Source organism: Enterobacter sp. MGH 4, from assembly GCF_000534735.1.
Lineage (GTDB): Bacteria > Pseudomonadota > Gammaproteobacteria > Enterobacterales > Enterobacteriaceae > Enterobacter > Enterobacter intestinihominis.
The window spans coordinates 264,145-276,966 of record NZ_KI973289.1 but is presented as its reverse complement, the minus strand read 5'-3'; the positions used below and the strand labels follow the sequence as shown (position 1 = coordinate 276,966).

The 12,822-nt window shown below is 60.6% G+C and carries 12 protein-coding genes; 3 read left to right on the top strand and 9 right to left on the bottom strand.

What is annotated here, in order from left to right:
• Window positions 1-13: 13 nt before the first annotated feature.
• The 4 genes from L350_RS20780 to tctD all read right to left on the bottom strand — a co-directional run bounded on the left by L350_RS20780 (window position 14) and on the right by tctD (window position 4,047).
• A complete protein-coding gene (locus tag L350_RS20780; protein ID WP_032623880.1) occupies window positions 14-1,213 on the bottom strand; it encodes a nicotinamide mononucleotide deamidase-related protein YfaY in 1,200 nt (399 codons plus the stop codon).
• Window positions 1,214-1,307: 94 nt separating this feature from the next.
• The gene (locus L350_RS20785; RefSeq protein ID WP_022648809.1) at window positions 1,308-1,847 is read right to left on the bottom strand and encodes a YfaZ family outer membrane protein; all 540 of its coding nucleotides are present in this window, start codon (window positions 1,845-1,847) and stop codon (window positions 1,308-1,310) included.
• Between the two features lie 129 nt (window positions 1,848-1,976).
• On the bottom strand, window positions 1,977-3,386 hold the full coding sequence (locus L350_RS20790; protein ID WP_032623879.1) for a sensor histidine kinase: 1,410 nt from the start codon (window positions 3,384-3,386) through the stop codon (window positions 1,977-1,979).
• Window positions 3,373-4,047 (bottom strand): transcriptional regulator TctD, encoded by a 675-nt coding sequence (gene tctD / locus L350_RS20795; RefSeq protein ID WP_017693014.1) that lies wholly within the window; start codon window positions 4,045-4,047, stop codon window positions 3,373-3,375. Before tctD ends, L350_RS20790 begins: the two co-directional genes overlap by 14 nt.
• A gap of 152 nt (window positions 4,048-4,199) precedes the next feature.
• On the opposite strand from tctD, the gene L350_RS20800 reads away from it, so the two are divergent.
• The 3 genes from L350_RS20800 to L350_RS20810 are packed head-to-tail and all read left to right on the top strand — an operon-like array spanning window position 4,200 to window position 7,149.
• A complete protein-coding gene (locus L350_RS20800) occupies window positions 4,200-5,180 on the top strand; it encodes a Bug family tripartite tricarboxylate transporter substrate binding protein (protein ID WP_032623877.1) in 981 nt (326 codons plus the stop codon).
• An 11-nt stretch (window positions 5,181-5,191) separates the two neighbouring features.
• Window positions 5,192-5,623 carry a tripartite tricarboxylate transporter TctB family protein gene (locus L350_RS20805; protein ID WP_032623876.1) on the top strand — a complete coding sequence of 144 codons (432 nt, stop codon included), beginning with the start codon at window positions 5,192-5,194 and terminating at the stop codon, window positions 5,621-5,623.
• 11 nt (window positions 5,624-5,634) lie between these two features.
• Entirely contained in the window at window positions 5,635-7,149 is a 1,515-nt protein-coding gene (locus L350_RS20810; RefSeq protein ID WP_022648814.1) for a tripartite tricarboxylate transporter permease, read from the top strand.
• Here L350_RS20810 and menE read toward each other — a convergent pair whose 3' ends face one another.
• Genes menE through menD form a run of 5 tightly spaced genes read right to left on the bottom strand, consistent with a single transcriptional unit; the run spans window position 7,150 to window position 12,770 of the window.
• On the bottom strand, window positions 7,150-8,511 hold the full coding sequence (gene menE / locus L350_RS20815; RefSeq protein WP_032623875.1) for an o-succinylbenzoate--CoA ligase: 1,362 nt from the start codon (window positions 8,509-8,511) through the stop codon (window positions 7,150-7,152).
• Window positions 8,508-9,473 (bottom strand): o-succinylbenzoate synthase, encoded by a 966-nt coding sequence (gene menC, locus L350_RS20820; protein WP_032623874.1) that lies wholly within the window; start codon window positions 9,471-9,473, stop codon window positions 8,508-8,510. The genes menE and menC overlap by 4 nt, the downstream gene beginning before the upstream one ends.
• On the bottom strand, window positions 9,473-10,330 hold the full coding sequence (gene menB / locus L350_RS20825) for a 1,4-dihydroxy-2-naphthoyl-CoA synthase (protein ID WP_014832749.1): 858 nt from the start codon (window positions 10,328-10,330) through the stop codon (window positions 9,473-9,475). Before menB ends, menC begins: the two co-directional genes overlap by 1 nt.
• Window positions 10,327-11,103 carry a 2-succinyl-6-hydroxy-2,4-cyclohexadiene-1-carboxylate synthase gene (gene menH / locus L350_RS20830; RefSeq protein WP_032623873.1) on the bottom strand — a complete coding sequence of 259 codons (777 nt, stop codon included), beginning with the start codon at window positions 11,101-11,103 and terminating at the stop codon, window positions 10,327-10,329. Before menH ends, menB begins: the two co-directional genes overlap by 4 nt.
• Window positions 11,100-12,770: a 2-succinyl-5-enolpyruvyl-6-hydroxy-3-cyclohexene-1-carboxylic-acid synthase gene (gene menD / locus L350_RS20835; protein ID WP_032623872.1), complete on the bottom strand. Its 1,671-nt coding sequence runs from the start codon at window positions 12,768-12,770 to the stop codon at window positions 11,100-11,102. Before menD ends, menH begins: the two co-directional genes overlap by 4 nt.
• Window positions 12,771-12,822: the final 52 nt, after the last annotated feature.

Here is a 12,822-nt window from a genome sequence, read left to right as displayed (position 1 = left end):
CCCCGGCACATTCTCACTCTACAAACAGCGATTCCACGACGTTGATCCAGCCGTGCTCGCTGGCGACCTCTTTCCCGTTCAGCCAGCGGCGCAGCATGTTCAGCGCCATCATCGCGCACATCTCCTGACGCACGGCCAGGCTGTGGCGGGTAATACTCATCTTCACCCGCAGGGCGTGGGTCCCTTCCGGCGTTGCCAGGGCGAAGTTGAGATGCTCCTCATCCAGCCCGCCCACAAAAAGCGCCAGTCCGGCGAAATGCTTCACTCTGCGCTCGGATGCCCAGCGCGCCGTCTGCGCCAGCGTCTCCTGCTGGAACGGCACCACTTCACTGGCCAGCAGCGGCGCACCCGCCCGGGTAAGCTGAAGCGCCAGAAGCCCACCGGTAAACTGCTCGCTTAACGTCACGCTCAGCTGGCGGGACTGCAAATGCGCTGCGATCTGCGCCGGCAGCCCTTCCGTTCCTTCGAAAATCAGGCTTTCCCCGGCGACGCGCTGCACTTCCGGCCACAGTGCCAGCATGGCGGCTTTCTCTGACGCCGGTCCGGTCAGCTTTAGTTCAATAATCGGCATGGAGGAACGATAGCCCATCGACACGCCGGGAGGCAGTTGCAGGTGATCGAGGCTCTGGGCCAGGTCGCTTTCCGAGCGGCCAAAGGTGGTCAGACGCAGGCACAGCGGCGGTTCAGGCAGCGTGAAGCGCGCGCGCAGGCGCGGCAGGATCTGCTGCTCGACCATCACTTTAAATTCCGACGGCACGCCCGGAGTGAAGAACATCAGGCAGCGGTTCAACTGAACGGCAAACCCGCAGGCGGTGCCGACCGGGTTATCAATCAGTTCCGCGCTGGCGGGAATTTCAGCCTGCTTGCGGTTGCTGGGGGCCATCACGCGGCCACGCTCAGAGAAAAATCGCTCCATCTGTGCCAGCCACGCCTCGTGCAGGACCAGGCCTTCACCTCTGGCCGTGGCGGCGGCCAGCGCGCTGAGATCGTCGCTGGTGGGCCCAAGCCCGCCGTTCACAATCAGCACGTCGCAGCGTTCGCTGCGCTCGCGCAGAACGTTGACCAGCGACTCAAGATTGTCACCCACGGTGTTGCGGCGCGTTAACGGTAATCCTTGCTCAAAGAAGAGATCGGCGAGCCAGGCGGCATTGGTATCAATGATTTGCCCATGCAGCACTTCGTCGCCAGTGGATAACATTTCCACGTTTATCATTGTGTTCTCCCATTTCAATGGTCAAAACACTATAGCGCAATCGAAGACCGGGGGAAGAGAGAAACTGGCGCGACTGAACGCCGCGCCGAAAGGATTAGAAACCTGCGCTCACACCGATGTAGGGACCATCTGCCAGCGCGTTGTCGCGGTGGCCGTCTTTACCTGCCAGGTTCAGATAACGATAACCCGCTTCGATGGTGACAGGACGGATGATGGTCCAGCGTCCACCCACGTTGGCTTCCTCATAGCTATCGATACCGCTGGAGAGGGAATCCGGAGAGTAGTAGTACTCACCGAACAGGCCAAAGCTGTCGCCGATTTTCCATTGCAAACCGCCGCCCACTGCCGCCGCGTAACCTTCGTCACCGTCGTTCGGGTTGGTGTAAATCCCTTTACCGCCGACTGTCGCCAGGAAAGGACCCAAAGGTACGTTGAAGCCCAGCCCCAGGCTTGCCGCATCCCCATCGTCGTCGTTATGCGTCCAGCCGCCGGTCATCGCCAGGCCTGCGCTATCCGTGCCAAGACCAAAGCCCAGGTGGGTATAATCTTCGCCCGCCGAGCCGTTGAAGGAAATAGCGTTGGCTGCTGCCGATACAAACATCAGGCCTAAGCCCATTAATGCCACTTTTTTCATTGTCGTGATCCCGCACAATATATTCAGAGATGTCCAAAAACCGCGAGATTTTAACCTGACTGTCTGTGGGATCAATGCGCTCAGTGGACATCGGGCAATTAGTTTGTAACGATTTGATAATATCGGTATTTATATCATCAATAAAAAACGCATTTTTACGCACAGGCCGCCCAGATTTTCACTGGGCATCAGCTGAAGATGGCTGCGGTGCAGGCGGGCAATATCGTTGGACAGCGCCAGGCCAATGCCGGACCCGGCGGCATCGCCCACGTTATCCAGCCGATGAAACGGCAGCATGGCCTGGGAGATCTGGTCTTCGGCAATACCCGGTCCGCTGTCCTCCACGCTCAGCTCAACGGCATCGTTATCCATGCGCAGGTACACCGTCACGATGCCCTGCTCCGGCGTGTATTTGATCGCATTCTCCAGCAGGTTAGCGCAGAGTTCGCCCAGCAAAACGTCATCCCCCTCAATCATTACCGGCTGCTGTACGCCGTCATAACCGAGATCGATACCCTTGCTGCGCGCCTGTGCCAGCCGCGAAAAGCAGCAGTTTTGCACCACCTGCACCAGATCGACAGGGGCAAACTGTCGCTCCCCCTGCTCTTTCCGCTTCACCGCCGAAAGCTGTAACAGCCTTTCCGTCAGCACGATGGTGTTATCCAGCGTAACGTTCATTGCCCGTAAGCTCTCCTGCCACAGCGCCGGATCGTTACGCGTCAGAGCAACGGATACCTGCGTTTTTAGCACCGCCAGCGGCGTTTTGAGCTGGTGTGAGGCATCGGCATTGAAGCGCTCCTGCCGCGAAAGTACGCCGCGCAACCGGTCGATGTAACGGTTAAACGCCACAATCAGCAGCCGCGTTTCCGACCAGGGCAGCAGCTCCGGCAGCGGGGCCAGCAGCCCGGGCTCACGGCGCACCATCAGCGAAGAGAGTTGCCGCATTGGGCGCAGCACGCGGCGCAGCAGCCAGGCGGTCAGGACCAGCGTCAGCAGCACCAGCAGCCCCTGCGACACGAGTGAGGAAAACAGCAGCTGTGTGGCCAGATAGCGCCGCGACTGCAACGTTTCTGCGACGTAAATTTCCGCCATCCCGAACACATTATCTTCGTTAACCGGCTGGAGCAGCTTCGCCACGCGGATCGCCTGCCCGCGATACTCGGTATGATAAAACCACGCCAGCGCCGGATAGTGAGTGGTGCGCGACGTGGAGGGAGGCATATTTGGCAGATCGTCATAGCCGGAGATCGTCCGCCCGTCAGGGTCAACCACCTTGTAGTAGAGGCGATCGTTCATGTTCAGCTCAAAGCTGTCGAGCACGACCCAGGGCACGTTCACCAGCAGCTTGCCCTTGTGCACCACCAGCCGCTCAGACACGGTGCGAGCCGAGGATAACAGCGTACGGTCATAGGCCTGCGTCGCCGCCTGTAGCGCGCTAACGTAGCTGTTAAAGGCTGACAGCCCCCATAACAGCAGCAGCGGCAAACCCAGAAAGAGCAAAAGTTGCAGGTAAAGCGACTGCGGCTTAACCCACTTCATCGCCGCACTCCAGCACGTAGCCCAGTCCCCGGAGGGTGGTGATCCTCACGCCGCTGCCGGTCAGCTTCTTACGCAGGCGGTGAATATAGAGATCGATACTCTCGGGGCTGACGTCGTCGTTCAGGCTGAACACCTGGTCGAAGAGCTGTTGCCGGGAGACGGGACGGGTCCGGCGGTGCATCAGCACCTTCAGTAAAGAGAGCTCGCGCGGCGTGAGGGAAAGGGGTTCATCGCGCAGCAGAAAAAAGCCTTCATCATCGTACTCCAGCTCTCCCAGCCGCTGGCGCTCCTGGGTTCGCCCTTCGCTGCGGCGCAGCAGCGCGCGCAGGCGGGCATCAAGCTCCTCCAGCTCGAACGGCTTCGGAAGATAGTCATCCGCCCCGGCATTCAGCCCCTTAACCCTGTCTGCCACGTTGCTGCGGGCGGTGAGAAATAGCACCGGCAGCGTCTGCCCGCGCTTTCTCAGACGATGCACCACTTCCAGCCCGTCGAAGCCGGGCATGCCGATATCAAGGATCGCGACGGCATAGTTTTCCCCCTGCAAAAGGTGATCGGCCGCCCGTCCATCGTTGACGCAATCCACGGCAAATCCGTTTTGTACCAGCGCTTTCTCCAGCCAGTGAGCCAGCTCACGATTATCTTCCGCCAGTAAGAGACGCATATCACATCCTGTAAAGTTGGTGTCGCAGTGAAAGGGAAATGAAAGGTTATTGTTTTAACAATCACGCAACGGAACCGCTACAAGGTGGTTCACATAATCAGAAAAAAGACACCCGTACCCGTACTCCCGGTTCTCCGGCGTGAGGATAAACGATGAAAAAACAATTACTTTCTACCCTTGCTGCAAGCGTATTGCTGTTGAGTGCCTCTGTCGTCCAGGCGCAGGACACCCCGTCCCGCACCGAGTGTATCGCCCCGGCCAAACCCGGCGGCGGCTTCGACCTGACCTGTAAGCTGATTCAGGTCAGCCTGCTGGAGACGAAGGCCATTGAGAAACCGATGCGCGTCACCTACATGCCCGGCGGCGTGGGCGCGGTAGCCTATAACGCCATCGTCGCCCAGCGCCCTGCTGAACCCGGCACCGTGGTGGCCTTCTCCGGCGGCTCGCTGCTGAACCTGTCGCAGGGGAAATTTGGTCGTTATGACGTGAATGACGTGCGCTGGCTCGCCACCGTGGGCACCGATTACGGCATGATCGCCGTTCGCGCGGACTCCCCGTGGAAATCCCTGAAAGATCTGCTGAACGCCATGGAAAAAGATCCGAACAGCGTGGTAATTGGCGCAGGCGCCTCTATCGGCAGCCAGGACTGGATGAAAGCCGCGCTGCTGGCGCAACAGGCCAAAGTGGATCCGCACAAAATGCGTTACGTGGCCTTTGAAGGCGGCGGTGAGCCGGTGACGGCGCTGATGGGCAATCACGTGCAGGCAGTATCTGGCGATCTCAGCGAAATGGTGCCCTACCTGAGCGGGGATAAGATCCGCGTGCTGGCGGTCTTCTCGGAAAACCGTCTGCCGGGCCAGCTGGCAGACGTCCCAACCGCCAAAGAGCAGGGTTATAACCTGGTCTGGCCGATCATCCGTGGCTTCTTCGTCGGGCCAAAAGTGACCGACGCCGAGTACCAGTGGTGGGTGGATACCTTCGCAAAACTTCAGCAAACCGAGGAGTTCAAAAAACAGCGCGATCTGCGCGGGCTGTTTGAGTTCAACCTGAACGGCAAGCAGCTGGACGAGTACGTGAAAAAACAGGTGAATGACTACCGCGAACAGGCGAAAGCCTTTGGTCTGGCGAAATAACCGGAGGCGCTATGAGCGATCGCATTTTTGCCGGGATATGGCTGCTGCTCTGCATTGGCGGCCTGTTCGTCGCCTGGCAGATCCACAGCGAATACAGCTATGAACCCGTGGGGCCACGCCCCTTTCCCGTAGGCATTGTTGGCCTGATGCTGCTCTGTTCGGTGGCCCTGCTGCTGCGCCATCCGGACACCGTGGAGTGGCCGCCACGCCGCACGCTGCAACATCTGCTGGTAATGGTGATTGTTCTGCTGATGTACGCGTGGGGCTTTGAGTGGCTCGGCTTCCCGATCGCCACCGCCCTGCTGACGATGGTGATTGGCATACTGTTTAACGCCTCGCTGCCTGCGGCGGGGATCTCCGGGGTCGTACTGGGCATTTTACTCTGGTACGCCTTCGACCGCCTGCTGGACGTGACCCTGCCGCTCGGCGCATGGTTTAACTAACGGAGCACGCTATGGATACCTGGATCTATCTCTCTCAGGGGTTCGCGGTAGCGATGACCCCGGAAAACCTGGTGATCGCCCTGATCGGCTGTTTCGTCGGGACGATCGTTGGCCTGCTGCCGGGCCTTGGGCCTATCAACGGCGTGGCGATTTTACTGCCGCTGGCCTTTGCGCTGCACCTGCCTGCGGAATCGGCGTTGATCCTGCTGGCGACGGTTTATATCGGCTGCGAATACGGGGGGCGTATTTCCTCGATACTGCTTAACGTTCCCGGCGATGCCGCCGCCATTATGACCGCGCTGGATGGCTATCCGATGGCACAACAGGGACGCGGCGGCGTGGCGCTCTCTATTTCCGCCGTCAGCTCGTTCTTTGGCTCCCTGATCGCCATTGGCGGCATCATCCTCTTCGCCCCGGCGCTGGCCCAGTGGTCGCTGGCGTTTGGTCCGGCCGAGTATTTTGCCCTGATGGTATTTGCCATCGCATGTCTCGGCAGCATGATGGCGCAGAATCCGCTGAAGTCGTTTTTGTCTGCGTTGATTGGCCTCAGTCTGGCCACCGTCGGCGTGGATGCCAACACCGGGGTTTATCGCTTTACCTTCGACAGCGTTCATCTCTCCGACGGCGTGCAGTTTATCGTCGTGGTGATTGGTCTGTTCTCTGTCTCAGAAATCTTACTGATGCTGGAACATACCAGCAGCGGGCAGACGCTGGTGCGTAAAACCGGACGTATGCTCTTTAATGCCAAAGAGGGGGCGCAGTGTGTGGGTGCCACCCTGCGTTCGGCGGTGATCGGTTTCTTCGTCGGCATTCTGCCAGGCGCGGGGGCGACTATCGCCAGCGCCATCACCTACATGACCGAGAAAAAGCTGAGCGGTAACAGCGACAGCTTCGGCAAAGGCGATATCCGCGGCGTGGCGGCACCGGAGGCGGCGAATAACGCCTCGGCCTGCGGCTCGTTTATCCCGATGCTGACCCTCGGCGTGCCGGGCTCCGGCACCACGGCGGTGATGATGGGCGCCCTGACGCTCTATAACATCACTCCCGGTCCGGCGATGTTTACCGAGCAGCCCGATATCGTCTGGGGCTTGATTGCGGCGCTGCTGATCGCCAACGTGATGCTGCTGGTGATGAACATCCCGCTGATCGGGCTATTCACCCGTATGCTGACCATTCCCCTGTGGTTCCTGGTCCCGGCCATCGCCGCCGTCTCTGCGGTTGGGGTGTACGCGGTGCACAGCACCACCTTCGACCTGGTGTTAATGGTGCTGCTCGGCGTGCTGGGCTACATTCTGCGCAAGATGCACTTCCCGATGTCGCCGCTGATTTTAGGGTTTGTATTGGGGGAAATGCTGGAGCAGAACCTGCGCCGCGCCCTCTCCATCAGCAATGGCAACATGGCGATCCTGTGGGAGAGCAGCGTGACGAAGATCCTGCTGGCGATGGCGATCATGGTGATTGTCGTGCCGCCGGTGCTGCGCTGGATGCGTCGACGCCAGCAGAAACCGCAGCCGGATATCGGCTGATTAGCCCCTCAACAGGGCATTGACCCACTGCCTTAACGCCTGGCGGGAGATCTTTATCCCGCCATTTTTCAGTTCTGACGGCAGCGCCAGCCAGTGTACCGGCTGCTCAAAGCGCGCCAGCCTGCCCTGAACCCACTCCGGCAACAGCGTGATATCCGTGCCCGGCTCACATTCCACTACCGCCACCGGGCGTTGCCCGTATTCGGCGTCATCCAGCGGGACGATAAACACCTGGCTAACCTGCGGATGTGAGACGATAACGCGCTCCAGCGCTTCCGGCTGGATCCCTTCTCCGCCGCTGAAAAAGAGATTGTCCATTCGGCCCAAAATGGTCAGGCGTCCGTCATGCCACTCGCCGCGATCGCGGGTGGCGAACCAGCCCTGCTCGTTGAACAGCGGCAGTAAGGCGCCGTCTCGCCAGTAGCCCGCCGCCATGCTTTCCGCCCGGATCCAGACTTCACCGTTCACCACCTGAAGGTCTCTGCCCGGCAGCGCGCTGCCCACGTCCGACGCGCCGTCGGCCTCTTTGGCGCAGACGGTGGAGGCGAACTCGGTCAGACCGTAGCCGCAGAACGTGCGGATCCCCTGCTTGCGCGCCTGTTCGGTCAGCTCAACGGGGATTTCCGCCCCGCCGAGCAGCACGGCTTTCAGCGCGACGGGATGGTGTGAATTGAGCAGCCGCCACAGTTGCGTCGGCACCAGCGAGGCGTGGGTACAGCCCTGCAGGGCCTGCTCCAGCGGCTGTTTTTCACGCACGGTGAGACGGCCTCCGCCCTGCAACCAGCGCCACAAAATCCCCTGACCGGAGACGTGAAACAGCGGCAAGGACAGCAGCCAGTCGTCATCACCGCCATAAGGCATCAGCGACAACACGCCTTTTGCGCTGGCAAGGTGGGCGGCACAGGTGTGCACCGCCGCTTTCGGCAAGCCGGTGGAGCCGGAGGTGAGCGTCATTGAGGCCAGCCGTTCTGCCCGCCACGTCACCCCGCCCTGCTCCTCGCCCTCTCTTAATGCCAGCCCAGGCAGACCGTCATACTCACCGTTAAGCACCAGCGCAAAGCGCAGGGTCATCTGCGGCAGGAGGACGTCCAGCAGCGGACGGGGAAGCTGAGGGTTCACCGGCAAAATGCGGGCGCCGCACTGAAGCAGCGCCAGCCAGGCCAGCAGGGTCTGCGGATGGTTGTGGGCGAGCAGCATGACGCCGTCACCGTCCCTGACACCCTGAGACTGAAAACCGGCTGCCAGACGATCGATACGCTCGCCCAGCTGTGACCAGTTGAGCGTTATATCGTCTAAACGCAGCGCGGGTGTATCGGCACTCCTGGAGCGCCAGTGCCGCCACGGCCAGTCTGTAAAAGTCATTGCAGCGGCTCCAGCGTCCCGACATCGAGGCACGGCAAGGTGCTGTCCGGCCAATGGCGAATCAGCTGGGCCTGCATCAGGTTTAGCGTATCAAGACCGGGAACGGTGTCCGGCGTTAACCATGCAGCGATGCGCGCCAGTTGCGTCAGCCCGAGGCTGGATTCGATGGATGAACTGATCACCGCCGTCAGCCCTGCGGCATGGGCCGCCGCAACCTGCTCGCGCACCTTGTCGAGGCTGCCGGTCAGCGTTGGCTTAATGACCACGGCACCGACGCCCGGCTCGGCGGCAAACGTAAAACCGGCTTCGCGCAGGCTCTCATCCCAGGCAATGGCAATGCCGGTTTCCCGGGCGAAGGCGCGAGAGTCGTCGCGCGTTTTGCACGGCTCTTCGAGAAACGCGATGCGGTTGCGGTACGCCGGGTTGACGTACTTCGCAAACTGCTGCGCCCTGAGCGGCGTCCAGGCGCGGTTGGCGTCCAGGCGCAGGTGCAGATCGGGAATGGCTTCCAGTAACAGGTTAACCACCATTCCGTCGCGCACCGCTTCGTACAGGCCGACCTTAATTTTCGCCACCTTCTCGCCAGGCATCCCGGAGAGCAGCGCGAAAAGTTCATCCGGATCGCCGGAACAGAGCGGCGCGGCGCGATAATTCGCCGCATCCGGCAAACGGCCGTCCAGCTCTGCCAGCGCGCAGCTGATGCCGAACGCGACGGAAGGAACGTCCGGCAGCGACGGATCTGCCCCCTCACGCCATTCGTGCGTCCAGGCCATCAGCGCCGCCTGCGCCTCATCCAGCGTTTCCAGGCTAAAGCCCGGAAGCGGGGCGATTTCGCCCCACCCTTCCCGCTCGCCCTGCCGGAGATGCACGAAAAAGCCATCACGGGTTTTTAACCGCCTTTCACGCAGTACCACGCCCGCGTCCATCGGTATCTGCCAGCGGTAAACCTGCGCGCGACGCATTACGGGTTCCGTTTGTATTTGCTGAAGTCTGGCTGGCGTTTTTCGTTGAACGCGTTGCGCCCTTCCTGACCCTCTTCGGTCATATAGAACAGCATGGTGGCGTTACCCGCCAGCTCCTGAAGTCCCGCCTGACCGTCACAGTCGGCGTTGAGGGCTGCTTTCAGGCAGCGCAGCGCCATTGGGCTGTTTTGCAGCATTTCGCGACACCAGCGCACGGTCTCTTTTTCCAGATCGGCGATCGGCACCACGGTGTTAACCAGCCCCATGTCCAGCGCTTCCTGGGCGTTGTACTGACGGCACAGGAACCAGATTTCGCGGGCTTTTTTCTGGCCGACGATGCGCGCCATGTAGGATGCCCCCCAGCCGCCGTCGAAGGAGCCAACTTTCGGGCCAGTCTGGCCGAAAATGGCATTTTCCGCCGCGATAGTCAGGTCACACATCATGTGCAGCACGTGACCGCCGCCGATGGAATAACCTGCCACCATCGCAACCACCGGTTTTGGACAGGTGCGGATCTGGCGCTGGAAATCCAGCACGTTCAGGTGGTGCGTGCCGGCATCATCCTGGTATCCGCCGTAGTCGCCGCGGACTTTCTGATCGCCGCCCGAGCAAAAGGCTTTCTCCCCTTCCCCGGTGAGGACGATGACGCCGATGTTGTCGTCGTAGCGTGCATCCGCCAGCGCCTGGATCATCTCTTTTACGGTCAGCGGACGAAACGCGTTGCGTACCTGTGGACGATTGATGGTGATTTTGGCGATACCATCGGTGGATTTGTGGTAGCGAATGTCGGTGTAGCCTTCGGAGCAGTCCTGCCATTCAACCGGCGCGTAAAGCATGTTTTCATCAGGATAGATCATAGCGTGTCCTTTGTTCGATAACGCAGTATCTGAGCCAGACTCGCGGCAACCGCTTCCGGGTTGTCCCGGTGGGCGTTGTGTCCGGCATGAGGGATAGCATGACGCATGGCGTTAAGTTCAGCAGCGATGGCTGCAAACTTCCCGTCACGTTCGCCATAGAGATAGTCGAAAGAAAAATCACGCGCGGTGAGCGCGGGACGTAAATCAGGCTGAACGGCAAGCGAGGTGGCTTCCAGCATCTCAGCCAGCCTCGGGCCGTTGTTCCGGCTACGCAGCGCGATCAGCGCGTTGCGCTGTTCATCCGTAAGGGAGGTAAAGACCGGCTGTTGATACCAGTCGGCAAAGACGGCTTCAAGCGGCTCACTGCGAAAACGTGACGCCCAGCGGCGGTCCGAGGTCAGCCGCGCCTGGCGCGCCTCGACGTCTTGCAGCCCAGGGTGTCCACCTTCCACAATCACCCCGTCTAACCCCGCAGGATGCTGGCAGGCATGGAACATCGCAATGCGGCCACCGAGAGAGTACCCTACCAGCCAGTAATTTAGTATGTTGTAACTAATTAAGGTATGCGTGAGCAATTCACTTACCTCTGCAAAACCCGTCACGCCCGTATCCGCTGAACCACCGTGCCCGGGCAGGTCAAGGTAGAGTCTGGGGTAGTCATGCAGCGACGCCCCAACGATCTGCCACTCACGACAGTCACCGGAATAACCGTGCAGGAAAACCAGCCAGGGGTAGCCTGATTTTCCGGGCTGAGTGACGCCAGCGAGGATCACAGGTGACTCACCTGCGCCAGCAGATGTTGTAGCTTCTGCGCGCCGTCAGAATCGTTTACCACCAGCTCAATCAGCGTCGCGCCAGGCTGCCGCCAGGCGGTGTTCAGCGCCGTCTCCAGCGCGTCCCAGTTTTCCGGGCGATGGTACTTCAGGCTGAACATGGCGGCGGCGTGTTCGAACTGCACGTTTTGCGGCATCAGATAGAAGCGCTCACGTTCGCTTTGCGGCGTCGGCAGCAGGGAGAAAATCTGTCCGCCGTTATTGTTAACAACAATCAGCACGAACGGAGCCGACGCCTGACGCAGGAGCGCCAGCGCGTTGAGATCGTAGAGGGCTGAGAGATCCCCCACAATCGCCAGCGTGGATTTTGCGCTGGCCCGCTGTACGCCAGCGGCGGTGGAGATCAGCCCGTCAATGCCGCTCGCGCCCCGGTTGCTGTATACCGGATAACCCGCGGGCAGCTGCGAAAAGGCGTCAATCAGGCGCACCACCAGGCTGTTACCGACAAAAAGTTGCCCCTGCTCGGGAAGATATTTGCGGATACGGTGCGCCAGCCCGGCTTCACTGAACTCCTCGCACTGCGCTTTGGTGAGTTCCCACGCCTGACGCGACAGCGCCGGGATCTCCACCGCCCAGGGTTTGCGTTTTTCCGCCGGATGCAATTCCAGCCAGCTGTCAATATCGCTCACCAGGCGGCGACCGCGATGGTGCGCCGGGTCAAGGCGTCCTTCGAGCGGATCCACCAGCCAGTACTCTTCTGGCGTACAGGTGGCCTGCCACTGGAGCAGTCGCTTGCCCGTCAGGCTCGAGCCCAGCTGGACGACAATTTGCGCCTGCGCCAGCTCGGTGACCGCTTTCGCGTTCCCCAGCCAGAGGTCAGCGCAGGGCAGCGGCTGGCCCGTCTGGGAAAGCACATCACCAATCAGCGGCCAGCCAAGCGTTTGTGCCCACTCCGCCGCCAGCTTGCCTTCTGCCGCACTCATCCGCCCGGCAATCACCACCCCGCGCTTCTGGCGCCAGAAGAACCAGTCGCGCTGCTTAGCGCTTTCCAGATGCGTCTGCTCACGCAGCCAGGGCTTTTCGCTCTCCCACCATTCTCCCAGCTGCTGTTGCCAGGCTAGGCCGGTCTCGTTCATTTCGCCGTACAGCGGTTCGGCAAACGGGCAGTTAATGTGCAGCCCGCCGCTGCGCAGTGCGTTCATGGCGTGGTCGAGAGTTGAGACCAGCCAGCTGGCGGGAATATCCTGGGTGGGGCGCGGCAACGAGACCGTCTGTGAAGGATGCGAGGCAAAAATGCCAGGCTGACGAATCGCCTGGTTCGCGCCGCAGTCAATAAGTTCCGGAGGACGATCGGCGGTGAGTAAAATCAGCTTTTCGCCGGTTAACCCCGCTTCAATCAGGGCCGGATAGAGGTTTGCCACCGCCGTGCCGGAAGTCACTATCACCGCCACGGGCGCGTTGCTGACTTTCGCCAGCCCGAGCGCCAGGTGGCCGAGACCACGCTCGTCAAAATGGGTGTGATGAATAAAAGCCCTGTTTTCCGCCGCAGCAAGGGTGAGCGGCGTGGAGCGAGAGCCCGGAGCAATACACACATGCCTGACACCATGGCGGGTCAGGACTTCAAGGATCACCGTCGCCCAGCGTCGGTTAAAAGAACTTACTGACATGAGATTGTCCAGTATCAAGAATGCGACACAGTATAAATAATAGAAAAAGTCA

What these genes read in the sequence shown, in the direction of transcription:
- L350_RS20800 (WP_032623877.1), top strand. Translation starts at nt 4,200, where the DNA reads ATGAAAAAACAATTACTTTCTACCCTTGCTGCAAGCGTATTGCTGTTG.
- tctD (WP_017693014.1), bottom strand. Translation starts at nt 4,047, where the DNA reads ATGCGTCTCTTACTGGCGGAAGATAATCGTGAGCTGGCTCACTGGCTG.
- L350_RS20810 (WP_022648814.1), top strand. Translation starts at nt 5,635, where the DNA reads ATGGATACCTGGATCTATCTCTCTCAGGGGTTCGCGGTAGCGATGACC.
- L350_RS20785 (WP_022648809.1), bottom strand. Translation starts at nt 1,847, where the DNA reads ATGAAAAAAGTGGCATTAATGGGCTTAGGCCTGATGTTTGTATCGGCA.
- L350_RS20805 (WP_032623876.1), top strand. Translation starts at nt 5,192, where the DNA reads ATGAGCGATCGCATTTTTGCCGGGATATGGCTGCTGCTCTGCATTGGC.
- menD (WP_032623872.1), bottom strand. Translation starts at nt 12,770, where the DNA reads ATGTCAGTAAGTTCTTTTAACCGACGCTGGGCGACGGTGATCCTTGAA.
- menB (WP_014832749.1), bottom strand. Translation starts at nt 10,330, where the DNA reads ATGATCTATCCTGATGAAAACATGCTTTACGCGCCGGTTGAATGGCAG.
- L350_RS20790 (WP_032623879.1), bottom strand. Translation starts at nt 3,386, where the DNA reads ATGAAGTGGGTTAAGCCGCAGTCGCTTTACCTGCAACTTTTGCTCTTT.
- menC (WP_032623874.1), bottom strand. Translation starts at nt 9,473, where the DNA reads ATGCGTCGCGCGCAGGTTTACCGCTGGCAGATACCGATGGACGCGGGC.
- L350_RS20780 (WP_032623880.1), bottom strand. Translation starts at nt 1,213, where the DNA reads ATGATAAACGTGGAAATGTTATCCACTGGCGACGAAGTGCTGCATGGG.
- menE (WP_032623875.1), bottom strand. Translation starts at nt 8,511, where the DNA reads ATGACTTTTACAGACTGGCCGTGGCGGCACTGGCGCTCCAGGAGTGCC.